At 63.3% G+C, this 23049-nt stretch carries 26 protein-coding genes and 2 pseudogenes; 9 read left to right on the top strand and 19 right to left on the bottom strand.

Annotated elements, in window-relative coordinates; genetic code table 11:
- The first annotated feature begins 55 nt into the window (after positions 1-55).
- A complete protein-coding gene (locus ARTH_RS21385; protein WP_043431361.1) occupies positions 56-397 on the top strand; it encodes a YnfA family protein in 342 nt (113 codons plus the stop codon).
- 7 nt (positions 398-404) lie between these two features.
- Here ARTH_RS21385 and ARTH_RS24435 read toward each other — a convergent pair whose 3' ends face one another.
- Positions 405-617: a GDCCVxC domain-containing (seleno)protein gene (locus tag ARTH_RS24435; protein ID WP_083812764.1), complete on the bottom strand. Its 213-nt coding sequence runs from the start codon at positions 615-617 to the stop codon at positions 405-407.
- 5 nt (positions 618-622) lie between these two features.
- Between ARTH_RS24435 and ARTH_RS21380 the strand changes: the two genes are divergently transcribed.
- Entirely contained in the window at positions 623-895 is a 273-nt protein-coding gene (locus tag ARTH_RS21380) for an SHOCT domain-containing protein (protein ID WP_011689598.1), read from the top strand.
- Complete coding sequence (locus ARTH_RS21375; protein ID WP_011689597.1) at positions 895-2379, top strand: multicopper oxidase family protein; 1485 nt, start codon at positions 895-897, stop codon at positions 2377-2379. Before ARTH_RS21380 ends, ARTH_RS21375 begins: the two co-directional genes overlap by 1 nt.
- 476 nt (positions 2380-2855) lie before the next feature.
- Here the strand turns inward: ARTH_RS21375 and ARTH_RS21370 are convergent, their stop codons facing one another.
- Both ARTH_RS21370 and ARTH_RS21365 read right to left on the bottom strand, forming a co-directional pair.
- On the bottom strand, positions 2856-4085 hold the full coding sequence (locus tag ARTH_RS21370; RefSeq protein ID WP_011689596.1) for a ZIP family metal transporter: 1230 nt from the start codon (positions 4083-4085) through the stop codon (positions 2856-2858).
- On the bottom strand, positions 4082-5212 hold the full coding sequence (locus tag ARTH_RS21365; RefSeq protein ID WP_011689595.1) for a multicopper oxidase domain-containing protein: 1131 nt from the start codon (positions 5210-5212) through the stop codon (positions 4082-4084). Before ARTH_RS21365 ends, ARTH_RS21370 begins: the two co-directional genes overlap by 4 nt.
- Before the next feature lie 82 nt (positions 5213-5294).
- On the opposite strand from ARTH_RS21365, the gene ARTH_RS21360 reads away from it, so the two are divergent.
- Positions 5295-5969 (top strand): metal-dependent transcriptional regulator, encoded by a 675-nt coding sequence (locus ARTH_RS21360; RefSeq protein WP_011689594.1) that lies wholly within the window; start codon positions 5295-5297, stop codon positions 5967-5969.
- Positions 5970-6132: 163 nt separating this feature from the next.
- On the opposite strand, the gene ARTH_RS21355 is transcribed toward ARTH_RS21360, so the two are convergent.
- The gene (locus ARTH_RS21355; RefSeq protein ID WP_011689593.1) at positions 6133-6702 is read right to left on the bottom strand and encodes a hypothetical protein; all 570 of its coding nucleotides are present in this window, start codon (positions 6700-6702) and stop codon (positions 6133-6135) included.
- 767 nt (positions 6703-7469) lie between these two features.
- A complete protein-coding gene (locus tag ARTH_RS21350; protein WP_011689592.1) occupies positions 7470-8123 on the bottom strand; it encodes a GntR family transcriptional regulator in 654 nt (217 codons plus the stop codon).
- Positions 8124-8215: 92 nt separating this feature from the next.
- On the opposite strand from ARTH_RS21350, the gene ARTH_RS21345 reads away from it, so the two are divergent.
- Complete coding sequence (locus tag ARTH_RS21345; protein WP_011689591.1) at positions 8216-9655, top strand: purine-cytosine permease family protein; 1440 nt, start codon at positions 8216-8218, stop codon at positions 9653-9655.
- Complete coding sequence (locus tag ARTH_RS21340) at positions 9652-10308, top strand: flavin reductase family protein (protein ID WP_011689590.1); 657 nt, start codon at positions 9652-9654, stop codon at positions 10306-10308. The genes ARTH_RS21345 and ARTH_RS21340 overlap by 4 nt, the downstream gene beginning before the upstream one ends.
- Before the next feature lie 103 nt (positions 10309-10411).
- On the opposite strand, the gene ARTH_RS21335 is transcribed toward ARTH_RS21340, so the two are convergent.
- The 3 genes from ARTH_RS21335 to ARTH_RS21325 form a co-directional block, all read right to left on the bottom strand.
- On the bottom strand, positions 10412-10978 hold the full coding sequence (locus ARTH_RS21335; protein WP_011689589.1) for a DUF6036 family nucleotidyltransferase: 567 nt from the start codon (positions 10976-10978) through the stop codon (positions 10412-10414).
- Positions 10975-11556 (bottom strand): helix-turn-helix domain-containing protein, encoded by a 582-nt coding sequence (locus ARTH_RS21330; protein WP_043431359.1) that lies wholly within the window; start codon positions 11554-11556, stop codon positions 10975-10977. Before ARTH_RS21330 ends, ARTH_RS21335 begins: the two co-directional genes overlap by 4 nt.
- A gap of 203 nt (positions 11557-11759) precedes the next feature.
- Entirely contained in the window at positions 11760-12992 is a 1233-nt protein-coding gene (locus tag ARTH_RS21325; RefSeq protein ID WP_011689587.1) for a hypothetical protein, read from the bottom strand.
- Between the two features lie 243 nt (positions 12993-13235).
- Between ARTH_RS21325 and ARTH_RS21320 the strand changes: the two genes are divergently transcribed.
- The gene (locus ARTH_RS21320; RefSeq protein ID WP_011689586.1) at positions 13236-14429 is read left to right on the top strand and encodes an IS110 family transposase; all 1194 of its coding nucleotides are present in this window, start codon (positions 13236-13238) and stop codon (positions 14427-14429) included.
- A gap of 68 nt (positions 14430-14497) precedes the next feature.
- Here the strand turns inward: ARTH_RS21320 and ARTH_RS21315 are convergent, their stop codons facing one another.
- From ARTH_RS21315 to mobC, 5 genes and pseudogenes are all read right to left on the bottom strand, one after another.
- Positions 14498-14794 carry a putative quinol monooxygenase gene (locus ARTH_RS21315; RefSeq protein WP_011689585.1) on the bottom strand — a complete coding sequence of 99 codons (297 nt, stop codon included), beginning with the start codon at positions 14792-14794 and terminating at the stop codon, positions 14498-14500.
- 138 nt (positions 14795-14932) lie between these two features.
- Positions 14933-15112, bottom strand: a complete 180-nt coding sequence (locus ARTH_RS24500; protein WP_332248826.1) for a pyridoxal-phosphate dependent enzyme — start codon at positions 15110-15112, stop codon at positions 14933-14935.
- Between the two features lie 302 nt (positions 15113-15414).
- Positions 15415-15876: pseudogene (locus tag ARTH_RS24495) on the bottom strand (pyridoxal-phosphate dependent enzyme); the annotation flags it as partial.
- A gap of 464 nt (positions 15877-16340) precedes the next feature.
- On the bottom strand, positions 16341-17981 hold the full coding sequence (locus ARTH_RS21305) for a relaxase/mobilization nuclease domain-containing protein (protein ID WP_011689584.1): 1641 nt from the start codon (positions 17979-17981) through the stop codon (positions 16341-16343).
- On the bottom strand, positions 17978-18376 hold the full coding sequence (gene mobC, locus ARTH_RS21300; protein WP_011689583.1) for a plasmid mobilization relaxosome protein MobC: 399 nt from the start codon (positions 18374-18376) through the stop codon (positions 17978-17980). Before mobC ends, ARTH_RS21305 begins: the two co-directional genes overlap by 4 nt.
- 248 nt (positions 18377-18624) lie before the next feature.
- Between mobC and ARTH_RS21295 the strand changes: the two genes are divergently transcribed.
- Positions 18625-18933 (top strand): hypothetical protein, encoded by a 309-nt coding sequence (locus ARTH_RS21295; protein ID WP_011689582.1) that lies wholly within the window; start codon positions 18625-18627, stop codon positions 18931-18933.
- A gap of 338 nt (positions 18934-19271) precedes the next feature.
- Here the strand turns inward: ARTH_RS21295 and ARTH_RS21290 are convergent, their stop codons facing one another.
- The 5 genes from ARTH_RS21290 to ARTH_RS21270 are packed head-to-tail and all read right to left on the bottom strand — an operon-like array spanning position 19272 to position 21167.
- Complete coding sequence (locus tag ARTH_RS21290; protein WP_011689581.1) at positions 19272-19562, bottom strand: helix-turn-helix domain-containing protein; 291 nt, start codon at positions 19560-19562, stop codon at positions 19272-19274.
- A 2-nt stretch (positions 19563-19564) separates the two neighbouring features.
- Positions 19565-19828, bottom strand: coding sequence for a ParB family protein (locus tag ARTH_RS21285; protein ID WP_011689580.1), 264 nt, complete (start codon positions 19826-19828; stop codon positions 19565-19567).
- Positions 19818-20273 carry a hypothetical protein gene (locus ARTH_RS21280; protein ID WP_011689579.1) on the bottom strand — a complete coding sequence of 152 codons (456 nt, stop codon included), beginning with the start codon at positions 20271-20273 and terminating at the stop codon, positions 19818-19820. The genes ARTH_RS21285 and ARTH_RS21280 overlap by 11 nt, the downstream gene beginning before the upstream one ends.
- Positions 20270-20875 (bottom strand): single-stranded DNA-binding protein, encoded by a 606-nt coding sequence (gene ssb, locus ARTH_RS23270; protein ID WP_011689578.1) that lies wholly within the window; start codon positions 20873-20875, stop codon positions 20270-20272. The genes ARTH_RS21280 and ssb overlap by 4 nt, the downstream gene beginning before the upstream one ends.
- A 25-nt stretch (positions 20876-20900) precedes the next feature.
- Positions 20901-21167, bottom strand: a complete 267-nt coding sequence (locus tag ARTH_RS21270) for a glutaredoxin family protein (RefSeq protein WP_011689577.1) — start codon at positions 21165-21167, stop codon at positions 20901-20903.
- A gap of 440 nt (positions 21168-21607) precedes the next feature.
- Here ARTH_RS21270 and ARTH_RS21260 point away from each other — a divergent pair.
- Positions 21608-21829, top strand: a pseudogene (locus tag ARTH_RS21260) (DUF2188 domain-containing protein); the annotation flags it as partial.
- Between the two features lie 58 nt (positions 21830-21887).
- On the opposite strand, the gene ARTH_RS23635 reads toward ARTH_RS21260, so the two are convergent.
- On the bottom strand, positions 21888-22379 hold the full coding sequence (locus ARTH_RS23635; RefSeq protein WP_011689575.1) for a hypothetical protein: 492 nt from the start codon (positions 22377-22379) through the stop codon (positions 21888-21890).
- Positions 22380-23049: the final 670 nt, after the last annotated feature.

Here is a 23049-nt window from a genome sequence, read left to right as displayed (position 1 = left end):
CTGACGATTTCCGGCCGACGCGGGCTGCCTCCAAACGTGCGGCATGATGAGGTTCATGACGATTGCCAAGTCCGTGCTGCTGTTTATTCTGGCCGCTGTCGCCGAGATAGGTGGTGCCTGGCTGGTGTGGCAGGCCGTGCGGGAGGGCCGTGCGTGGTGGTGGGCCGGGCTCGGGATCATTGCCCTGGGTCTGTACGGTTTTGTTGCGACCTTGCAGCCTGACGCGCACTTTGGACGGATTCTGGCCGCGTATGGCGGCGTGTTCGTCGCGGGGTCCCTGGTGTGGGGAATGGTCTTCGACGGGTTCCGGCCCGACCGCTGGGACGTCATCGGATCCGTGATCTGTCTGGTGGGGGTGGCCGTGATCATGTTCGCTCCCCGCGGGACTACTTCCTAGGACGCGATCACGGGGATTGCAGCGGCGGGCATCTGGTGTCGCCGTACGAGCAGAAGACGCAGCAGTCCCCGGCTTTCGGCTTGCTGGTGACCCCGCACGCCGCACACCGGGCCGACTGCTGCGGATGCGATGACGGCCCAGGGTAGACCGGGACCTCGGACTCTACCTGTCGGCCGAGGCCGCGCGAAGAGTCGGGAGTAACTCTGGAAACGAAAGGCACCGGTCATGATGTGGGGTTACGGACAAGGCATGGGATGGATGTGGCTCTGGGCTCTTCTGCTACTCATCGGGATTGCGCTGCTGGTGTTGCTGGCGGTCAGAGTCTTTGGCGGCGGCGTCCGTGGCGGATACGGGCCCACAGGCCCACAGGGGACAGTCGGGCCGCCGCCTGTCTGGGCGAGCAGGGCCCGTCAGATCCTCGACGAGCGCTTTGCGAGAGGAGAACTCACCGCAGACCAGTACCGCGAACACCTCAAAGTGCTCGGCGAGGGCCCGTAGTGCAGCCCATCAGCCGCCGCCAGGCGTTGTTGCTGGGTGGGCTCGGCATTGCGGGGACAGCGGCCGGCGGTGCCGGGCTGATCTGGACCCTGACCTCGCGCGAGGCCCCCGTTACGGGAAGCGACCTGACCCAGCCTCCGGAGGAACGGAGCACCAATGGCCAGCTGCAGGTACGGCTCGAAGCTGCACCCGGACAGCTGCTGCTGGCAGGCCGGCAGGCCGTAGCCCTTGCCTACAACGGCGGCATCCCCGGCCCGACACTGCGCGTACGCGCCGGCGATGTCCTGAAGATCGGGCTCGTCAACAACCTGACCCAGGCCACCAACCTGCACGTGCACGGCCTCCACGTTTCCCCCGAGGGCAACGGGGACAACGTCTTCGTCTCGGTCGACCCCGGCGGCACCTTCGACTACGAATACAAGCTTCCCGAGGACCATCCCCCGGGCGTGTACTGGTACCACCCCCACCACCACGGCACGGTCGCCGATCAGATCTTCGCCGGACTCTTCGGAGCAATCCTCGTCGAGGACCTTGAACCCATCGAGGCAAGTGCGGAACGGGTACTGGTCATTTCGGACACCACTCTGGACGGCCTGGGGAACATCCCGGAAGTCCCGGCGATGGAACGGATGATGGGCCGGGAGGGTGAACTTATCCTGGTCAACGGCCAAAGCAACCCGCAATTCAGCGCCCGCCCAGGACAACGCGAACGGTGGCGTATTATCAACACGTGCGTGGCCCGCTACCTCCGTCTGCGGCTCGACGGGCAGCGGCTTCAGCTCCTCGGCATGGACGCCGGCCGCTTCCCGACACCCGAGAGTGTGGATGAACTTCTGCTGATGCCCGGAAACCGGGCAGACCTCCTCGTGACCACAACGACAGGGGACTCCGTGCTGCGCACGCTCTATCAGAACCGGGGAAGCTTCCCGGGAATGATGGGCCCGGGATTCGGCGCACGCAACCCTGCAGACCAGCCGGACGGCGCCGCACTGGCCACTCTCCGCGTATCCGGCGAACCGGTCGCAGCCCTGACCGCCGTGCCCACCCAGCAGGTGCTGGGAGACCTGCGGTCAGGCGCCGTCGCGGCCCGCCGGCAGATCGTCCTGGCCGCCGGCATGGGAATGGGCATGGGCGGAGGCGGGGGCGGGGGCGGGAGCATGATGCGTTTCACCATCAACGGCAGGGAATTCAACGAGGCCAGAACAGACACAACGGTCGCGGCCGGGGATGTGGAGGAATGGACGTTGATCAACACCAGTCCCATGGATCACCCGTTCCACCTGCATGTCTGGCCGATGCAAATCATCGAGGAAAACGGCCAGGGGACGAACACCCCCATCTGGCAGGACGTGGTCAACGTACCCGCGAACGGTCGTGTAAATGTCAGGGTGGCTTTTAGGGACTTCCGGGGACGCTCGGTGTACCACTGCCACATCCTGGACCACGAGGACCTCGGCATGATGAGTGCCATCGAAGTCCGGTGAGACGCCTCATCGACGCACCCTGGCGTCTGGCCAACCCCATACTGCTCGAAAGCCGGACTGCGATCACAAAGAGTTGCTTTCAGCGTGCGATGGAGCAGCAGACCACCACCACGATGTCACGTTCTGAATATTCACTCCGGGAACCTGCCGCAGCCCGACCCGTTGACCTTTTCAATAGCATTCCCCTACCTTGCGGTCCTGACGCTGACGCGGCTGGTGGGGGCCGGAGATCTCCTTTTCCGCGGAGTCGTCGTCGCTACCTGCCAGGTCCGCTGTGTCCCGGCTCTTCTGGGCGGAGGGGATGGCGGGAGTGGTTTTCCGGGGTTGTTCAGGCCGATGACTTCGTCATCGATAAAGGCTGATTCCGGCGTAGCCGAAGCGGGCCAGCACAGGGGCGTGCGGGTGGCTTTCCATGGCCACGAAGTACCTGCGGCAATGCATTCACGCAATTGTGTAATTTCCGGCGGCCCCGTCTCTTAGGCCTGGACGAGGAGTCCGGTCACGAACATCACGGCCAGTCCGAGGATGATGCCGAGGGTGGTGAGCGCGGTGAAGGTTTTTCCCTGCCGGTCCTTCAGGAGAGGAAGCAGTTTGATGGCCACCTGGGTTAGGGCGCCGGCGCCGATGCCGAGCAGGAACGCGGAGAGGGCTGGCTGGTAGACGGTGGCTCCGATCAGTGCCCCGGCGACGGCGGGTGCCCCGGCGATGAGCCCCAGGACAGCAAGCCAGCCAAGCCCGGGGGGTTCCTTGGCGAGAGGGGTCACGATGGCCAGGCCCTCGGTGGTGTTGTGGATGGCGAAGCCGACGATCAGTGAGGCCCCCAGGGCCAGGGAGCCGACTGCGTAGGCGGAGCCGATGGCGAGTCCTTCGCCGAGGTTGTGGAGTCCGATGCCGATGGCGATCAGCAGGGCCAGGCGCCGGGGCGGCAGGGCCTCCGGCCGGCCGGTGCTGCCGGGTTTCTGGTGCCGGCGCATCCAGGCGTCCGTTCCTTCCAGCACCAAATAGGAGGTCAGGGCCCCGAGGAACACGACCATGGTTCCGCCGAAGGCGCCGTTGTTGGCCACGAGCTCGACGGCTTCCAGGGTCGCGTCGATGGCCAGGAAGGCGAGGAGTCCGACGGTGACGCCGAGCAGGACCCTGATCCAGGACTTGGAGGAGCGGCGCACGAAGGGCATCCAGAGCATCCCGAGGGCGACCGGGATCACGCCGACGTACACGCCGAGCAGTGTCATGAGTCCGAAGAACTGGCTGCCGCGTTCCGGGCTCGGTGCCGCCGCGATCTCGGCGAGGATTTTGCCGCCCGTGGTGGTCACGAGGGCGATTTCGTAGGGGTCGCCGTCGACCCAGTTGTAGTCGACAGTGAGGGTGGAGGCCTCCAGCGGTGCCATGGTTTCGCGGGTTTGGGTGAACAGGGCGTAGTAGTCCGAGACGTTGACCTGGGCGATGGCCACCGGATCCGGGCCCTCATTGCGGACGGTGATGGAGATCTGGCCGGGTGTCAGCCGGATGTCCTCGACGGCGATCTCCTCCTTGGGCGGAATGCCCTCGGACAGTTTGGAGAGTCCCGGCGCGTTCAGGAGGGAAAAGAGACCCAGCACGATCGCGATCAGGACCAGCGGCCCGAGCCCGAGCAGCCAGCGTGGCAGCGGTGGCCGGCGGTGCCGTTCGGCGGCCTGCGCCGAGCTTCTTTTCTCATCGAGAGTCATGATGCGCTCACTTCGAAGAAGCCCATCCAGCCCAGTTCGGCGAACTCGGTCTTGTGGGCGTGGAACATGAACTTGCCCGGGTAGGGGAAGCGGAGTTCCAGGATCCCGCGCTGGCCCTGGACCTGGGAAATGGTGTCCGTGTACTCGCTGGGCGTCAGCATGGTCCCGGTCGGGTAGTAATGGAAGAAGTTTCCGTGAATGTGGAACGAGTTGATCGGATCGTATTCGAGAACATTGATCAGGTGGATGCGCACGAGTTCGTGCTGCTTGACCTTGACCGGGAAGTCCATGAAATGGAACGGGAGGCCGTTGACGGAGTAGAACTCGTTGTCATCCCCGCCGTCGGTGTTGTAGCCGTTCATGACCATCACCATCTCGTCGTCGGCCGGCGGCCGGCCTTCCTTGGGCTCGACGATGAAGCCGCCGTAGAGGCCCTTCGCAATGTGCGGGGCCAGCGGTGACTGGTGGCAGTGATACAGGTGCGTGCCGAACGGTGTGGCATCGAACTCGTAGGTAAAGCTCTGGCCCGGGGCGATGGAACCCGCGCCGATCCCTGGTGTGCCGTCCATGGTGGCGCGGTGGACGCCGTGGAAGTGGATCGTGTGCGGGTGCGCCCCGGCGTTCGTGAAGTGGATGCGCAGCGCATCGCCCTCCCGCGCCCACAGCGTCGGGCCAGGGATGCGGCCGTTGTAGCTCCACCCCTTGAAGATGATGCCCGGGGCGATTTCGAAGTCCTTGTCCACCGCCACAATGTCCCACTCGCGCAGTGTCCGGCCGTCCGGCAGGGTGCTGGTCCGGCCGCGGTCGAAGTCCCGCAGGATGGCGGTGGGATCGATGCCGGCCCGCTCCGCCAGCACGGATCCGCCCGCGAATCCGGCGTGGCCGGCATGGTTCGTCATCGCCGTGGGACTCGTCCCTCCCGTGCCGCCGCCGGAATGTCCGCCCGAAACTGAGCCAGGGTTCGGCGGGGGTGTGACCCCGCCGCCGTTACCGGACCCGCCGTGTCCGTCATGCCCGCCGGAAGCCTGGGGCTGGAGCGCGGAAAAGGCCGGGAGCGCGGCGAACGCGGCAGCGCCGGACAGCATGGACCGCCTGCTCGGTAACGTCTCCGAGAGCTTTTTCGGCATGCCGATTCCTTGTCACTTCATAGGGCTAAGAAAATTGTTCGTTAAGCCTAACATTTTGCTCAGGCTTGGTACCCTTGATGGCATGCCGGTTTCTGATTTGTCCTCTACAGCCCAGGACTACCTGAAGCTGATCTGGTCAGCCACGGAGTGGTCCGCGACCCCCATGACCGTCAGTTCAATAGCCGAACGCCTGGGCGTCAGGCCCTCGACCGCGTCCGACGGGATCAAGAAGCTGGTCAAGCAGGGCCTCGTGACGCACGCACCATACGGGAGCATCGAACTCACCGATGCGGGCCGTGAACATGCCGTGGCCATGGTCCGCCGGCACCGCCTCCTGGAAACGTTCCTGGTCCAGATGCTGGGCTACGGCTGGGACGAGGTCCACGACGAGGCCGAAATCCTGGAGCACGCCGTCTCCGAGAAGCTGATCGAGCGCATCGATCAGAAACTAGGACATCCGACGCGGGACCCGCACGGCGACCCGATACCGACCCCCGAGGGTCATCCGCATCTGCCGGCCGCCACCCAGCTTTCCGCAGCCGACACCGGCCGGGCGGTCGAAATCACCCGTATTTCCGATGCGGATCCACAGATGTTGCGCTACTTCACCGAACTTGGCCTCGCGCCGGACACAAGGCTCTTTGTTCGGGAACACCGTCCGTATGCAGACGTCACAACCATCCGCCTTCAGGGACGAGACCGGGACATCGATCTGGGCGCATCGGCGTCCGAAGCGATCTGGGTCATCGCGGTGTAGCTGCACGGTGGGAGGACTCATCCGGCTTGAAGCATTTCCAACGATCAGAGGTGTGGATACATCCACCACCACATACTGCGCCGGCGGGGGTCGCTACCGATAAGTCACCTAAGCGGGCAGAGACGAAAGTCCTCGTGGGTGCCAAAACGGGCCGGGAAACTGCTTAGCGGGAGGGACCGCTCTTAGCCCGATCAGCACCCATTGTTGCCCCTATGGGGGTCTTTTTGGCCATGCCTGCGCCTTTACCCATGGTGACGGCTGCGCTGGGGTGTGTGCCCTCGCTGCGTTCCGCAGCGGCGCGCCCTCGGACTTGGGTTTTGTTGGCTCCGGTAGTTGCCAGAGATGCGGCGAAAGCTTCCTGGCGTTCCGCTGATCCGTAGTCGGCTGCTGACGTGGTCTCTCTTTTCAGGCCCTGGCCTTTGAGCCGGCTGCTGTCGTTGCCGGTGACGCGGTTTTCAATCTCGCGGCCGACGCTCTCCATACGGGCAAAGAGTTCCTTTTCGGCTCGTTCGTACCGCTGCTCCACGGGCGTCCGCTCCGTCCCTTTGAAGCCGCCCTCGGCCAGGAGCTTGGCCTCGTGCATGTCCTTGGCAGCTTTCACAAACTCGGGATCCTCGAAGTGTGAGTCGCCGGCACCGTTGATGTTCGCGGTGGTCTCCTTGCGCAGCTGGTCAATGTCGGGACCGTTGATCCCGTCCTTGCCTGGTGAGAGCCTCGGGCCTACCGGAGACATCCAGATCGATGTCTTCGTTCCCTATCTGACACCCGATCTGCTCGAATGGGCAGAGAGCACACCGTCGGGGTTGGTGTCGATCACGCCATGGCTAAAACAGGCCTCGAAACCGGTCACCCCCAGCTGACTGGTCGACTCGGGCTCGATCGCCTAAGACCACATCTTAAATGGCACCGGCACCGCAGCGGGTCGCCCGCGGTGGGTCCAAGACAGTCCGCCTCCGGTGCCGACGGCGAACGGAAGAGAACATGGAGGAGCTTCACACACTCGGCCGAAATGCGCCACAGCCTGCGGCACATTTGCTCGTGGGTCACGTGGGAAAGTTCCTGGACAAAGCAGCCGCTGACGAGACGCAACCGGTGTGCAGCCGTGGCGGTTCGGTGTGATCGTGGTTCACTGTGCTGATCTTTGGCACAGGCTACGCCGCCCGCTGGCTCAATGGGAGCCAGCAGCATGCGCATCATCGACAGCATCACCGGTACCGTCCTCCTGGGGTTCGGCGTCAAGCTCGCCCTCCAACCCGCCCACTAGCCTTCCCATGCCCTAAGGCCGGTCCTGGCGAACGGCTGCGGCGGGCTTAGCGCCAGATGGACTGCACCCGGGCCGACGTCACCGAGGATCTCCGCCCGGTCTCTGCTCCGGACGCCTTCCAGGAAGCTCCCTTGACGCCACCGTCGAATGGCAGGAAGGTCAGAGGTGCGCGCACCGGGATGACTCACGTCTGCCGGCCGACATCCTGATTTCGTTCGCTGCCGCGCTTCCCACTCTCATCGGCTCGCGATCGGCGCCCTTACTGAGCGGTATGCGAACTCCACGAGGTAGTCATTGAGGGCATGGCTGGCCTTTTCGGCAGCGGCGGCGTCCTGATCCAGTACGGCGCGGAGAATCCGGGCGTGAAGTCGGGAGCCCTCGCTGATTTCAGTTTGCTCGTCACGGACGTGCGCGATCCAGAAGCGTCGGGACAGCCCCTGAAGCGGGGCCATGGCGTCGGCGAGGTACTCATTGTGGCTCGCAGCGACGATCAACTGGTGGGTTCCCTTGACGGTTTCGAGGTATTGCGGGAGCGTGAATCCGTCAGCGTCGAGCAACTCGACCATTCCCCGCATGCCGCTCCGGTCTTCGCCGGTCATGGCCTGGCAGGCGAGCTGGACCGCGAGGGCTTCCAGAACCCGTCGCAACTCGAGCATGCGCAGCTGTGCTTCAACGGAGGCCGGCGGAACAAGAACGCCCTTATTCGGGTGGATTTCGACCAGGCGGTTCCGGGCCAACTGCTGAAGCGCCTCCCTGACAGGGGTACGCCCGTAACCTGTTTTGTCCATCAGGACGGTCTCGGACACCAGCGAGCCAGGTGCCAGCTCCTGAAACACGATGAGGTGTTCGATTGCCTCGTAGGCCTGCGCCGCTTTCCCCTGTTGCATCATGTCTCAACTTTAGCGGAGGCCCTTGTGCAACCAATATATCGGTCGCATACTGGTGTGACGCGTTTCATACCCTAAGAGATTTGAGGTCTGCAATGGCCACCGTCGAGCGGCGTTCCATTGATTTCATCCCGCCTGAAGAGCGGTACGGTAAACCCAGAAGCCTGGCGTTCGTGTGGTTCGCCGCCAACACGTCCATCACCGCGGTGGTGACCGGGGCTCTGTTTGTCATCCTTGGCAACAGCGCCTTGTGGTCGATCCCGGCGATTATTCTCGGCAACGCCGTCGGCGGCTTTTTCACCGCACTTCACTCCGCACAGGGCCCAAAGCTGGGCGTGCCCCAGATGATCCAGAGCCGGGCGCAGTTCGGCTACTTCGGCGCGATCCTGCCTTTGGTGCTCGCTTTGATGATTTACATCGGCTTCTACGCTACGGGACTGGTCCTGGGCGGCCAGGCAATCGGTACCCTTTTCCACGTCTCCCCCCAGTTCGGCGCCATGATCTTCGCGCTCATGTCGACAGCCCTGGCGATCGTCGGCTACCGCTACATTCACCGTTTCTCGCACATCGCCGCCGTGCTCAGTGCCGTAGTGTTCATCATCCTGCTCGTGCGGATCATCGGCGACGGGAATATCGGGGCAGTGGTCGAGACGCACGCCTTTGACGGTGCGGCATTTGTCCTTGGTGTCTCCCTCTCGGCGTCGTGGCAACTGACGTTCGGGCCCTACATTGCTGACTACTCCCGGTACCTGCCGGAAAATACGCCCAAACGGGCCACGATCGGCTGGACGTTCCTGGGCAGCGTCCTTGGCGGTTCGCTCGCCATGACCTTGGGCGCCCTCGCAGCCGCCCTCGGCGGCAAAGCGTTCGGCAACGATCAAGTCGGCTACCTCGCCGGTCTTGGCGGCGCCATCTGGCCTCTCGTGCTGCTCGCTGTGATTCTGGGCAAGCTAACCGGCAACACCTTGAGCTCCTACGGCGGCTACATGTCCCTGGCAACGATCATTACCAGCCTCATCGGACAGGACCGGGTCGGCCCGCGCCAGCGGACCGTCTATGTCGTAGCGATCTCGGCCGTATCCCTGGCCATTGCTTTGGCGGCCACCAGCAACTTCCTCTCCAACTTCACAAACTTCCTGCTGTTCCTGCTGTACTTCATGACTCCGTGGTCCGCCATCAATCTCGTTGACTACTACTGGGTCCGCAGGGAGCGCTACAACATCGCTCAATTGTTCCTCCGCGACGGCGAATACGGCCGTTTCAACAAGGGCGCCTTCCTCGCCTACGCCGTCGGTGTGCTCATCCAGATCCCCTTCATGAACAGCTCCCTCTACGTCGGCCCCATCGCCGATCTCCTCGGCGGCGCTGAAATCGCGTGGCTTATCGGACTCGTCACCGCAGGTGCTCTGTACTATGCGATGTCCCGCTCCGTGCGCAATAGCGCTGCTGTGCCGACCCCAGCACCCGTTCACCCCCATCCACACGGGCCCGCCGTTCCGGCCGCGGTCACCATCAACACTGAGGAATCCCTGTGAAATACGATCCCGCACACGAATCCAGCCCCTTGCCGTATTCCCCTTTCAAGAGCTGTACCGTTCCCCGGCCCATCGGCTGGCTCTCAAGCATCAGCCCCGACGGAGTGGAGAACCTTGCCCCGTACAGCCAATGGCAAAATCTGACCTTCGACCCGCCCATGGTGATGTTCTCCGCGAACCAGTACCCGGACGGCCGGCGGAAGGACACCGTTCTTAACGCCGAGCAGACGGGTTGGTTTGTGTGGAACATGGCTACCTATGACCTCCGCGAAGCCGTCAACATCAGCGCCATGGCACTGCCCTTCGCCGAGAACGAGTTCGACCACGCCGGGGTGACCAAACGGTACGCCGAGCTCTCCCCCACCCCAATGGTCGCCGAGAGCCCCGTCCACTTCGAGTGCAGGTACCTCTCAACCCACCGGATGACGGGCAACTCCAACGTGGGCACCATCGACATCGTCTTCGCGCAGGTCGAACGGATCCACATCAACGATGAGGTCCTCACCGTTGACGGCAAACTCGACATCCCCAAGATCCGGCCCCTGGCGCGCATGGGCTACCACGACTACACCTCCGTCACCGAGACGTTTGAAATGAAAATCCCCCAGGCATCCGATGACGAAGCCTACGGACTCGCCGGCCAACCCGCCTAAACGCAACAAGCCCCGTCGCCCCTGCCCCGGCAGGGGCGACGGCCTGCTGCCGGGATCCAGCAATCACACGCTGCCCCCTCCTCACCCGGGCCGGGTTCGTGGACTAGCGGTGCTGCCGGCGGAGACGTAGTGCCCTGGCGGCATTGATTGCTTCTTCCGCGACGATCTCGTAGTTATCGACCGGTGCGCTCAGAGCTATGGAATGGTGCCCGTATTTTTCGAAGGCCAGCCGGACGAGCTGGTCCGCGTGTTCGATCCCCAACGCGAGGGCGATATGCCCAAGATCCTCGATGTCTTTGGACCGCTCTGCAGCCAATTTCATCGCGGCCAACGTGCGCAGGTCAGCGAGCCTTACCGCTGACGATGTCCCGGCGGGGCCAGCAATCCACCGCGCATCTTCTGGCAGGAACGCGGCGGCGCTGCGATTCAGCCACTTTGGGGGAAGACCGTATTCACGCGCCATGTCGGCGGCCACCTCCTCGACGATTTCTGCGGAGGTGTACCGGGCATCGATGTCTCCGGTTGCCCGATCAAGAACACCGTGGAGCAGCAGCGCGGCTCCGCCGACGACCTGGATGTCCAAGGCGACGCCGCGGGATGCGAGTCGCGATTCGACCTCGCGCAGAAGGTCAATGACGTCGGCGCGCCGGAAACCTCGTTCCCTGGTCAAACTGTCGCCAGATCGCGTTCGCGGATCCAGACGTTCATAGCAGCGATTTCGCTGGGAGTTTCGCGTCGGATGAGCTCTTTCATCCGGTCGCTGACCGGGTGAAGCTTCTCGGCAAGAAAGATTGGGTCAGTCGACTCTCCAGCGCATTTGGCCCAACGCGGGACCGGGGTGCCGGTCTTTGCTGCCACCCACCTGGTGACCGCTCCGAGGGCTGTCCGGTAGTCGGCGTCACTGATGGCCGGAGCGAGTGGCATGAGTGGTCGCCCGGCCGAAAGAGAGGCTGCGGCATACTCCCCTACCAGGCGCAGAGCGAAGTGATAGTCCCCCTCACGGATCGTCTGCGCGAAATCATCTGCAAACGGGCTGCCCGCAGCAGCGTCGTCTCCCGTGATGTCTAGACCGAGGACCCGCATCACCTTCAGAGCAAGGCCGAGGGATGCCCCGCTCTTTCCCGCCTCCAGGTCCACGACGAATTTCCGGGAAGCGCCGATCGCCTCGGCCAGAGACTGCTGGGTGTAGCCCCGAGCTTTACGCCTCTCTCGCACCATTCGCCCGAAGGCCTCCGGATTCATGTCCATGAGAGCAATTATGCCACCGTACGGTTACATAATTATCAGGCGAGCGGTACCGCATGTACCGGCTGCATGGTGGAACACTGCCTCGCCGAAAAATGCGGGAACGCAATTGTCCAGACTCCGTCTGGATAACTGGGTCCCAGGTATCCCTATCGCTCCCCAGAGAAGGCCCGGACGGTCCGCGGCCACGGCCGGGTATCAGTGGCCTATCGGGCTGGGCCGCTCTTGGTTCTTTCCGCGCCGAGGGCCTTGCCGCCTCCGGTCTTCCTCGCCTTGGCCGCACCCTTCCCTGGCGATAGGGCTGACCTAGGGTGGGTGCCCTCGCTGCGGGCGGCTACAAGCCGCCCACGGACCTGAGCTTCGCTCGCCCCGCTGCTTTCCAATGAATCGGCGAACTTCCCCAAGTGTGCCGCTGAACCGTATCCGGCGGCCGACGCGCTTTCTGCTTTTAGACCCTGGTCTTTGAGGCGGCTGCTGTCGTTGCCGGTGACACGGTCCTCGATTTCGCGGCCGACGCTTTCCATGCGGGTGAAAAGTTCTTTCTCGGCCTGCTCGTACCGCTGTTCCATCGGGGTCCGCTCTGAGCCGGTGTAGCCGGCCTCGGCCAGGAGTTTGGTTTCGTGCATCTCCTTTGCGGCCTGAACGAAGCCGGGGTCTTCGAAGTGCTCGTTGCCGGCACCGTTGACGTTTTCGGCTGTCTCTTTGCGGAGCTGGTCGATGTCGGGGCCGTTGATGCCGTCCTTGCCTATGAGGTAGAGACGTTCCTTCACTGTGGCGTCCGCGGCTGCTACCGCTGCGGGGGTTTTGGCCGCGTGGGCGGTCTGCAGGGCGGCCGCGAGTTCGGGGTTGGCCAGGTACTCGACGGGGACCTGGTGGCGTTCCATTTCGGGTGCGAGCACTGCGGCTTGGGCGCGGAGGTCTTCGATGCTGGCTGCTGCGAGGAGGCTCATGGCTTTCTCGTGCTCAGCGGCTGCAGCCCGGGCTTCTTCCCGACTCCGCACAAGCGCGTCCTGCCGTGTGCTGTCGGTCGCGGCGTTCTGGATGCCGGCTTCGAGGGAGGAGCTGTTCGTTGCGGCGTCGCGGGTGTCGATGCCGTAGCGGTTGAGCACTTCGTGCCGGATCTTCTCCGCGGCGGACAGGGCTGCGGGGTCGTGGTTCTTCCAGGCTTCGGCGGTTGTGTAGGCCGTGGCGATGTCCCGCGGCTGGGCTTTGTCCCACCACTCGTCTTTGTTGACCGGGGCGAGTGCTGCGCGTGCTGCGCTGCGCTCTGCTGTGAGGCGGGCGTTCGCCTTATAGGCCGCCTGGGTGGCTGCGTGTTCTTTCTGGCGCTGGGATTCCTGCCGTCGGCGGGCCAGTGTTTCTGCGATGCGTGAGCCGATGATCAGCGACTGTCGCAGGCCGCCGTCTACAAGGTCATCCATTCCGTCCGAGTCACTCATCGCGTTCCTTACGGTGATTGAGGCTGGATTGGGAGCATTGTAGGCTCTCGACCAACCCAGGGGTGCCGGGTATGGCTAAAAGCTAAATGGCCGGACTTTGCATCACGGCTCCGAAGGAATGGCCGCCCGACACCCCGCGATGGCTCGACCGCTAATTGAGAAAAGCGACCCGATCGCAATGTAAGGACACGACGGCGCGGCCATCTGCTTGGGCCTTACCAGGACAACGCGATGGAGGGACACATGCCTGAACTCTGGGCCGGCATCGACGCCGGAAAAGCTCATCACCACTGCGTGCTCGTCGACGACGAAGGAAACCGGCTGCTCTCCCGAAAGGTAGCCAACGACGAAGCCGCACTCACGGAACTTCTCACAGAAGTGGCGGACCTCGCGGCAGGCCGGGAGGTCCTCTGGGCCACCGACCTGAACCGAGGCGAGGCCGCGCTGTTGATCGGCCTGCTCGAAGCCCAAAACCAGACCCTGGTCTACATCCCAGGAAGAACCGTCTACCACGCCGCCCGCACCTACCGGGGCGACGGCAAAACAGACGCCAAAGACGCGGCAATCATCGCCGACCAAGCCCGGATGCGAAGGGATCTGCAACCCGTCCGCAGCGGCGACCAAATCAGCACCGACCTGCGGCTGCTCAGTTCCCGGCGCACTGACCTGGTCTGCGACCGAACCCGCGCCCTCAACAGACTCTGCGCCACATTGCTCGAGTACTTCCCCGCCCTGGAAGCAGCATTCGACTACGCCATGGTCAAAGCCGCGGTAGTGCTATTGACGAAGTACACAACCCCGGCCGGCATCCGCCGGGCAGGCGAAACGCGTATCGCAACGTGGCTGCGGAACCAGGGCTGCTACAACGCAAAGGCAATCGCCGCCAAGGCCGTCGCAGCTGCTCAGGCGCAGCGCATCACCGTTCAGGCCCAGGACATCGGCGCTGGGATGGTCGCCGCTCTCGCCCGCACCGTCCTGGATTTGCATGATGAGGTGGCGAAGATCGACAAGCAGATCGAAACCCGGTTTCGCGAACATCACCACGCCCAGATCCTGCTCAGCATGCCCGGCTTCGGCACCATGCTCGCAGCCGAATTCCTCGCCGCCACCGGAGGCGACATCACCGCATACGAAAGCGCAGCCCGCCTCGCCGGCGTGGCCGGCCTCGCACCAGTCCCCCGCGACTCAGGACGGATCAGCGGCAACCACCACCGTCCCAAACGCTACGACCGCCGACTCCTCAATGCCTTCTATCTCGCCGCCCAATCCGCAGCACGCTACTCCCCCCAAAGCCGCACCTACTACCAACGCAAACGCACCGAAGGCAAAAACCACAAACAAGCCGTTCTATCCCTGGCCAGACGCCGGCTCAACGTCCTCTGGGCCATGCTCCGCGACGGCACCCCCTACCAAGAACCCAACGCCAAAGCTTTCTGAGCGCCGGCTAAGCTCGTGGCCACGCCACGCAGAAGACGGATGGAATGGTCCTGGAAACCCAGGACGGCTTACTTAACGGCGATCAGCTCAACTATCCGGATGTCCGGTTCCGCTGCCAGCATCGCCGGGCCGTGTTCGCCTAGGGCGGCGGGTATTGCCCCGCTGAGGTGGGCCTGGCGGTCTTCCTCGGTGTCAAAAGTGTCGAAGATGCCGAAAGTGGTTTCACTGGCGCGGAAGGCATACCAAGTACGTGTGCCGGGTTCGCCAAGCACAATGTCACGGCCACCGTTCAGGAAATCCCACACTTCCTGCTCCTTCCCGGGTTTCGCCTCAACCAATGCAAGCACTCCGAATTTAGGCGCCACCGTGATCTCCTTAGTCATCGTCCGAACCGGTAAGGTGCCGGCCTGACCGAGTATAGGCCTGCGCCTGCCGAGCAGGCAACGGATCCCTCCGCCAGGCTTCCGGGTCGTTGGAATTGCAGGCGCCCACTGGTTTGGAGGCTAGATTTTTTCGGGTCGGTAGAGCTCGGTGGAGAGGTAACGGAGTCCGGAGTCGCAGAGGATGGTGACGATTGTTGATCCAGGCCCCATACGTTCAGCGGTGTGAAGAGCGGCGACAACATTCGCCCCTGAGGAAGTGCCAGCAAAGAGCCCCTCTTGCCGGGCCAGGCGCCGCGCCATATCCATTGCCTCGTCGGGCGGATACGGTGAGGATGCCATCGACGGCATCCGGTTCCCACAGCGGGGGAATAAAGCCGATACCAATGCCTTCGATCCGGTTGGCACCGGTCGGTTGACCGGACAGGACAGCGGATTCGGCCGGTTCGACTGCAAAGACGCTGATGTCCGGATTGTGCGCGCGGAGCGCGCGCGTGACCCCGTGAATGGAGTGAGCGGTTCCGACCGTGTGCACGAACGCGTCGATCCGGGCCTTTTGTCTGTGTCCAAATTTCTTCCCCCAGGGGCAGATACCCGGTGACCGCGTCATGGTTATTCAACTGGTCACACCACCACATGCCCGGTTGTTTCGATACTTCAGCGGCGCGGGCGATCATCTGCTTGATCAGCGTTTCGGTGATTGCGCCATTGTCACTTGGAACATCCTCGACGGTGGCGCCAAACGCAAGCATGGTCCGGCGTTTTTCGTCACTGAACGCGTCGGAGAAGACGACGTGGAGGCCGAAACCAAGCACAGCGCAAGCGAACGCAAGCGAAATGCCGGTCGTGCCAGCGGTGTATTCGACGACAGTTCCTCCCTGGACAAGGCGCCCGTCACGCACCGCGCCTTCGACCGCCGCGCGGGCCATCCGGTCTTTCATGCTCCCTGTCGGGTTGGCCCACTCCAACTTGACGAAAATCCGGGCACCGTTAGCCGGCACCACCCTCCGCAGCTCCACGAGGGGCGTGTTCCCAATCCCCGCGAACGCACCCACTGAATCGTTCATCTCCGAAGACCCTCTGCTCGTGTGACGGCTGGTAGAAGATATCGTGGCACCCTGGTAAGCCCGATACAACAGAACACGGAAGGCACCGCGACCATGCGCTCTGAACGATGAGAGCGAGCGCATTTTCAACCGCAGCGACCCGGCGAAGAGATCTATGGAAACACCCCATCGGGATCAGACTCACACCCGTAGCGCTGGGCCGGATTCATCCTGTATTGCCATGGCTCTTCGGAATGCCTCCGCTACCCACAGCCGGGGACAAATCCTCATGAGTTATCCACCGCTACCGCTGCCGAGGGAGCTCTCCAAACGGCTCCCAAAAGAATCAGCCATGGATAACCCGAATTGACCCCAGCCGCGGATAGCTTTAGGGGCACCTTGGGTGCCGCGCAGCACTGCTGGAAACGATGATTGTCCTTGACAATCCCTATTGAGATTCCCCTTTGCACTAGTGGTGTTCGTCCTTATCGGTCCTGGCCCGGCCCGGTGTCGCGTCGGCCGGGCTGGAAAGTCTTCGCTGGAGTCGCCGGTGTCGGTGTGTGTGGCATGGCCGATCCTGGGCGGATCGGCGCCACTCCGCGCCGGGCGATGTCGACGGCCCTGGCCGGTGCGGCAGCTCCGCTGGCGGTCTGCTGTTCGGCGTCGACCGGCACCGGTTTCGGCATGGTGGCGGTGAAGGGTGCGAGCTGCTGCTCGACTACTGCCCGGATGCGCTGGGCCTCACGGGTTCGTCCGGACTGCTGGTGCATTTCGTAGACCGCGAACGCGGTGTTGATCAGCTGGACCATGAGGGCTGTCTGCGCTGCAGACTTGTTCTTGCTGGAGGCTGCCATGAACAACATGGCAGTGCCCGCAATGGAGGGTAGCGCGACCGGCTTGCCGTGCTGGCGGGGCGACCGGAGCTGGGCCGTGCGGGACAGTTCCGCGGCGGTGGCGGCGAGCGGTCCGGGCGTTGTTTCGAGCCGGTGCGACCATGCCGCGAAGGCGCCGGAGACGTCCCTTGCTGCTTTCGCCCAGGTCGCGTGGTCGTCGCGGGGAATGGACCGCAACTGGTCTGCCAGTGCGGTCGCGTTCCGGGTGTATTCGACCCACATCTGTTCCGGCGGTGTTCCGTTCTCGGGACCCGTCTTGGATACGGTGCGGCGGTTGCGGGCGGCCGCGTTCCACTCTGCTGCAGCGGCCGTGGCCAGTTGCGGTGAGTCCATCCAGTTCTCGCGGAGCGCGCCGAGCTTCAGGTCCGAGGCGAGGGTTCCGCCGCCGAACCAGATGGGCCGCTGTCCGGGCTTGGGTCGTTCGGCCACGGAGTAGCCGACGATGACGTCTGTGGTGTTCTTTGCGTAGCGCGGGCGCACGAGCAACCCGGTGGCGCGGGCCCGACGGACAAACTCGTCCTCGGTCGCTGACGCGCTGGCGCTGGCACGTACCTTTCGTGCCAGGGAGGCCCGGTGCATCTCGCGTTCGTCGCGGATAGCGGCGGCCTTCTCGGCGCGGTCGTAGCCGCGGGTGGCGTGCACGCTGGAGAGCTGTTCGAGGCCGTACTTGACCTCCAGCTCACGGCAGGTCTGCTGTGCCTTCTTGTAGTCGCCGTGGGTCGATGCTTTGGTGCCGTCTTCGCGGATCAGGGAGACGGCCAGGTGGATGTGGTGGTTGCCGTTCTCGCTTGTGCCGTGGTTGATCGCTGCCCACCGGCACTGGGCCTTGCCGCTCGCTTCGGTGAAGCCCATGGCGTCCACGAACTCGTTGGCGATATCCCCCCACTGCTGGTCCGTCAGCGAGCCCTCTTCGGCACGCAAGCTGAGGGAGCAGTGCCACACGCTTGCGTCCTTGTAGCCGACGTGAACGCGTTCCTTCTTGGACGCATCCCACTGCATGTCTTTGATCTGGACGGACACCCCGTACGCCTTGCGCGGCTGGTCCAGGTGCTTCGCAATGGCCAGAGCGTCGTCGCGGTCCAGGACGCCGTCGTCGTACCACGCCATGATCGCGGCGTCGCCGGCGACCAAGTGCGGATCGGTGTGTGCGTTCTTCGTCTTGTTCTCATCGGTCGACGCGAGGTAGACCATGAGGCCGCTCATCCGGGAGCCGCGGGTGATGTTCGGGATCATCCCTGCATCAGCCCTTCAATGGTCCGGTCAATACGCATCGCGACGGACCGGATGTGCTTCAGCGCTTCCCGCGCTTCCGCGGGGAATTCACTGGTCGCGTTGGCCTGGCGGGCGAGCTGGTTGATGTTGTTGGACGAGCGAGCCAGGAGATTGTGCAGGGACATCAGTTCGGCGATGGCCGCGCGTCGCTCCACCGTCGTTTCCTGCGCGTCGGAAAGCGCAGAACTGATCAGCAGATTCGGGACAGTCACCTTGTCCCGGGCGGCGCGGGCAACCAGAGCCGCTTCTTCTTCGGCAGTGACCCACAGGTCACGGCGCTTCTTCGTCCCAGCGGGCGAATTCTCGCGGCGGCGGCGCGACAGATTGAACCGGCGGGGAGCTTGCTCATCCGACATTCAATCCATCCTTTCTCTGGCCCAGCGCAGCGACCCCGAAACCGGGGACCACACTGACAAGTGTGCCGCACTCGACCGCCAGTGTCGAGCGCGGCAAGCCACTTACACCCGTGTAAATGTATAGCTTGCTCCGTCAGGTTGGCTTTTGCTCTTTGGGTCGGCGCCGGGCGATGGTGACCCAACTGCCGTCACCGTTCGGGGTGTGGTCGCTGCGGCTCATCGTCGGACCCACGCGCTAGGCTGGGGGCATGGCAACCATCGACATTGAACAGACACGCAACCAGGCCAAAGCGCTGCTTGACTCCCGTATCGAGTCCGTTACTGACCTGGTAAAGACGCGGCAGCGGATTGCCGACCTCCGCGAGCAACTTGCCCAGGCAGAACGTGAAGACAAGCGCGCCTATGTCCGTGCCACGAAGGACGGCTGGAGCCCCGAGGAACTGAAGAAGCTCGGCCTGGAATCGCCCGCTGCCGGCCGCCGACGCAAGAACGCCGCACGCACCACCGCGACTGCCTCAGATGCCGCCTCCGGCGGCGAAACCAGCGACGAACAGTAACGTTCCCCTCGCCCACCTGGGCACGGCAAAAGCCCAACCGCTCCGCTGCTTTTCCCGCACACAGGGGGTCGACGGGACCCACCTGACCGGCTGCACACAACCGCCAGGGAACCACATCCCGTCGACCCGCCGCAGGGACCGGCGTCCGTGCACAGCCTGGACCGTCAGTGGTCGCCACCGGCAGAGTTTCCCGTGGTCCAAGACGTGCGCTCCCGGCCGGCGGCCGCGCGAAGGGCTGGGCCTTTTTCAGCCGTAGACGCAGCGGTCGAAAGGGCCACAACGCACAGAAGGTCGGCACCTTGCGAGGTGCCGGCCTTCATCTGTTTTGAGTGCCGTGGTCAGTCGTTTTCGGTGACGTGCTCCTGCGGAATCTGTCCAGCGGCGATCCGCTCCGCAGTCTTGGCGAAAGCGCCCTCGATGTAGGCGGCAAGGTCACTCTCCCGGACCCTCCAAATACCCCTTCCACCGAACTGAGCTGCGGGAAGTTCCCCACTACGGACCAGGGCGTAGACGAGGCTGCTCTTGACGTTCAGGATCTCCTGGACCTGCTCCAGCGTCAGCATTCTCGACAGGCCCGGAGCGACCTGGGCGGCTGGCATATTGTTCACGTCATCAGTCCACTGACCCATAGTTACTCGCTCTCGTTCCGGTGACGCAGCTCGTCCCTGGTGCGCTGTCCTCTGCGCAAGGACCCCGACGGGACCGGGTCCCACTTCACGCCTTGGTTGTGTTTGCGCTGAAGGCGTTTCACTTCCCGCATCGTGGCCCGCACGATGAAGTCGGACACGCTCGCATCCCCCTCGGCCGCGCCGGCGGCAAGGAAGGCAGCACGGACCTGGCCGGCCTCGTCCTCGGTGAAGTAAGGGGTGAACGCAGCGGTCTTCCTAGACGGCACGAAGACTCCTGGGCCATTGATGGAGGCTGTTCAAATATTCAGGGCGCAGCACTGCGTTCCCGTCCCCGTTCGCCCGCGCTTCGGAGTGCTGGTGGCTGCCTCCGGCATGTGCGATAGCCGCAAGTACAAGGTCCAGATGCACCCGGTCCAATCCTTGAAGCGCATCACTCAGGACCACGTCGGCATCCGAGACTAGGGACGCTGCCACCAACAGGAACCGCCGTTCCTCTGGTGCGTAAGCCCCGTAGATTGCGTGTTCACCAAGGTTCTCGAAATCAATCCACGCGCTCTCGCTGAAGGTAGGCGACTTCTTTACCCGTCCGTACACCCAGGGGTTGTCCAGGGTGGCAAAACGGCCAGCGAAGCCGCGCAGCAGTAGCTCGGTGCCGGCCTCCGTGGCGAGGGAGCCTTTAGCCCAGCCGCGGAGGTCATCTTCGTGTGTCATAGGGTCCCTCGCGCCTTGATCGTTGCGGCAGTGTCCCCCGATTGGGATTCAGAATATCCGCCTGTGGTTGCAGTGGGATCGATGCCGACACCGGCGGTGTCGATAACGCCTGTCGGATTGGCGGCGAGTCCAAACCACAGCTCATCATCGGAGTACCTGCGGGGGCTCAGATTGAAGTGGTCGGCCGGGTGGGTGTCCTCGTGCTGGCGGTCGTCTTCAGCGGCGTCAGTGTCGGCCTTCGGGGACCGCTGCACGGTCGCTGTCGCGTAGCGCAGCGAAGCGCCGATTTCCTCGACGTCGAACTCGATCACGGTGCGCTTCTCCCCCGTCTTGGTCGTGTAGGTGCGCGGCTTCAGTGCCCCCGTGGCGATGACTCGTGTCCCTTTGGCCAGGGACGCTGCGGCGTTCTCGGCCGCGCCCCTCCAGAGGCTTGCCCGAAGGTACAGGGTCTCCCCGTCCACCCAGGCGCCGCGGGTCTGGTCGAACGTCCTGGGTGTGGAAGCGATAGTGAAGTTGGCGACGGCCGTGCCGGCGTCCGTGAACCGCAGCTCGGGATCCGCGGTGAGATTGCCCGCAACGGTGGTGCTGGTTTCTCCTGACATAAGAGCCCTCCCCTGCCTTCCCGGTTCAGGCTTCGGTGCCGTGGGATTCGATGGCGATGATCTGTTCGATACCGCCCGGGTTCAGCCCTGACCAGTGGTTCTCCGTGCCGTCCTTGTCGTAGACGACGACGGGAACCTGGGAGTAGCCCAGCTCTTCGGTGATGTACTCGAATGCGGCCTGGTTGGTCGTGACGTCGACCTCCCGGAAGGGTACGCCGGCCTCGGTGAATTTCTGCTTGGTTTTGGTGCAGCCAAAGCATCCGGCGGGCTTGGTGTAGATGGTCAGAGTCATTGTCCAGTCCTCGGTTTCGTATCACGTCAGTTAGGTTCGTCTGCTTTTCCAGCTACCCCCATTTTACCGAGCATTCATGTGAATGAAAACGGTTTTCCAGTTTGTTTTAGGGGTTTTCCCGACTGCCGGTGAAAGTGAGAACGGCAACGTTGGACTGCCGGACCTGGTTGCATTCACCGCCCCTGCCGAAGACAACTCCCCCTTCGGAATGGGCCGGGCCCGGAGGCTCAAGTCTTGGACCATGGGAGAGGTATCCGGTGCGCCGGTCGGCGCGTGGGATTGAAAAGTAAGCCTACTTGCTATTAGTTTGGTCTTAGCTTCCCGGCCTGAACCCCAAACAGGTAGAGGGAGCCCTGAAATGCCCCGTGGACCCCCAGTGCCACGGGGCTTTTCGCTATCCAAAGTCAGAGAGCAGGACCGAACGGCTAAAGGAGTGTGCAGTGGCTCAAGGAGACATTGAGACGTACGAAGATGGCCAGTGGAAGAACAAACGCGAGGGCTCGGACCTGGCGTTCGACGCCGGCTACAGCACCAAAGAGGATGCGGTAGCGGCTGGCCGCGAAGCCGCCCGGGCCGACAAGGTCGAGCACATCATCAAAAACCAGGACGGCGTGATCTCCGAGAAGAACAGCTACGGCAACGATCCGCGGAATGTCCCGGGGCTGACCGGCGTGAGTCGCCAGCCGCGGCCTGGAAATACGCGAGGGAGGGTCAGTAACCCTACGGGGCACCTGGGGACTGGCCGATGATGGCCTCCTGCTCAGCTGACCCAATGATAGTGAAGGTTCCTACTACGGTTTTCCCGTCCGCCTCGAACACGGGAATATGTCGATTTGCCCTACCCTCCGTATTTTGCCACCGGATGGCTTCTTCGGGGCTCCTGAAACCTTTGGCAGCAGTTGCTCCGTTTGCATCATCAAGGTGCTTTTTCAGGACGTAGCCAGTCCTACCATTGTCGGCTTGAACCTGAATAAGATCCGGCTCGGTCTCAGGCGAGGTGGCCATGAGCGCCGAACCAAAGCTCTGTCCATTGACATTGGTGCTGTATGACGGCTTAGGCATAGGTTGGGCTTGAGAACCCAAGGCGGAAGATACGCCGTCCGGCTTGAATACTCCTAGCCCCTGCCCCACCGCCGCTCCAGCCCCAACACCACTGACCGTACAGACCAAAACTCCCAGCAGAATGGCAATAGACCTTTTTACTTTTGGCATTCTTGATACTCCCCCGGCGTATTAGCTGTTTTGATTAACTGTACGAAACGTGTAGACCGCGGTATACCCTGTCCCATTCCAACCCTGGGTGACGCCATAGCTGTACCAAGTCCCCGAGCTGTATCGGGCGCACGAGGAGCCAACAGCATAGGACCCCGTGGATGGGTTGTATCTATCGACTCCCTCGCAGCTGAGGCTGCCGCCGCTCGTAAAGAGCCTTCCCCGTGCACCGGCATACCCGACGGGCGTGTTGCCGCCCACTCTGCGAGCCCAGCTTTCAGCCGTCGCCTGGCCAGTCGAGGTGCTGACTCGAGCGAAGTTTTCATATTGAATTCCGGACACCGTGTAGTATCCTGTGTCGCCCCAGGCATCACCAGCCACGGCCGATCCCGCTCCAAAAGAGATAACAAAAGCCGAAAGCATCGTAGCTGCGACGACCCTTTTGCGCACGTTATTTGAGCGCTTAGATTTCGCTTCATCAATGGTCATTAAAACCCGCACTTTACCCCCAGTATCTGTGCCGATCTGATGGTGCAAAGGTAGCCCCAAGCTTCAGGAAGAGCAATAGGGTGAATAGGTCCAATATTCGCGGTACACGGCTAGCAAATTCCGACAGAAGTCCGCGCTACCCCACCGTCACACGCTGGGGGTCTCGAAACCCTAGGGATTC

The organism is Arthrobacter sp. FB24 (genome assembly GCF_000196235.1).
Lineage (GTDB): Bacteria > Actinomycetota > Actinomycetes > Actinomycetales > Micrococcaceae > Arthrobacter.
This window is presented reverse-complemented; position numbering and strand designations above follow the sequence as displayed.

Excerpts from the sequence above, each read along its gene's own strand:
- ARTH_RS21385 (WP_043431361.1), top strand. The coding sequence starts at position 56 with ATGACGATTGCCAAGTCCGTGCTGCTGTTTATTCTGGCCGCTGTCGCC.
- ARTH_RS21380 (WP_011689598.1), top strand. The coding sequence starts at position 623 with ATGATGTGGGGTTACGGACAAGGCATGGGATGGATGTGGCTCTGGGCT.
- ARTH_RS21370 (WP_011689596.1), bottom strand. The coding sequence starts at position 4,085 with ATGACTCTCGATGAGAAAAGAAGCTCGGCGCAGGCCGCCGAACGGCAC.
- ARTH_RS21365 (WP_011689595.1), bottom strand. The coding sequence starts at position 5,212 with ATGCCGAAAAAGCTCTCGGAGACGTTACCGAGCAGGCGGTCCATGCTG.
- ARTH_RS21360 (WP_011689594.1), top strand. The coding sequence starts at position 5,295 with ATGCCGGTTTCTGATTTGTCCTCTACAGCCCAGGACTACCTGAAGCTG.
- ARTH_RS21355 (WP_011689593.1), bottom strand. The coding sequence starts at position 6,702 with ATGTCTCCGGTAGGCCCGAGGCTCTCACCAGGCAAGGACGGGATCAAC.
- ARTH_RS21350 (WP_011689592.1), bottom strand. The coding sequence starts at position 8,123 with ATGATGCAACAGGGGAAAGCGGCGCAGGCCTACGAGGCAATCGAACAC.
- ARTH_RS21345 (WP_011689591.1), top strand. The coding sequence starts at position 8,216 with ATGGCCACCGTCGAGCGGCGTTCCATTGATTTCATCCCGCCTGAAGAG.
- ARTH_RS21330 (WP_043431359.1), bottom strand. The coding sequence starts at position 11,556 with ATGGACATGAATCCGGAGGCCTTCGGGCGAATGGTGCGAGAGAGGCGT.
- ARTH_RS21325 (WP_011689587.1), bottom strand. The coding sequence starts at position 12,992 with ATGAGTGACTCGGACGGAATGGATGACCTTGTAGACGGCGGCCTGCGA.
- ARTH_RS21320 (WP_011689586.1), top strand. The coding sequence starts at position 13,236 with ATGCCTGAACTCTGGGCCGGCATCGACGCCGGAAAAGCTCATCACCAC.
- ARTH_RS24500 (WP_332248826.1), bottom strand. The coding sequence starts at position 15,112 with ATGGCGCGGCGCCTGGCCCGGCAAGAGGGGCTCTTTGCTGGCACTTCC.
- ARTH_RS21305 (WP_011689584.1), bottom strand. The coding sequence starts at position 17,981 with ATGATCCCGAACATCACCCGCGGCTCCCGGATGAGCGGCCTCATGGTC.
- mobC (WP_011689583.1), bottom strand. The coding sequence starts at position 18,376 with ATGTCGGATGAGCAAGCTCCCCGCCGGTTCAATCTGTCGCGCCGCCGC.
- ARTH_RS21295 (WP_011689582.1), top strand. The coding sequence starts at position 18,625 with ATGGCAACCATCGACATTGAACAGACACGCAACCAGGCCAAAGCGCTG.
- ARTH_RS21290 (WP_011689581.1), bottom strand. The coding sequence starts at position 19,562 with ATGGGTCAGTGGACTGATGACGTGAACAATATGCCAGCCGCCCAGGTC.
- ARTH_RS21280 (WP_011689579.1), bottom strand. The coding sequence starts at position 20,273 with ATGACACACGAAGATGACCTCCGCGGCTGGGCTAAAGGCTCCCTCGCC.
- ssb (WP_011689578.1), bottom strand. The coding sequence starts at position 20,875 with ATGTCAGGAGAAACCAGCACCACCGTTGCGGGCAATCTCACCGCGGAT.
- ARTH_RS21270 (WP_011689577.1), bottom strand. The coding sequence starts at position 21,167 with ATGACTCTGACCATCTACACCAAGCCCGCCGGATGCTTTGGCTGCACC.
- ARTH_RS23635 (WP_011689575.1), bottom strand. The coding sequence starts at position 22,379 with ATGCCAAAAGTAAAAAGGTCTATTGCCATTCTGCTGGGAGTTTTGGTC.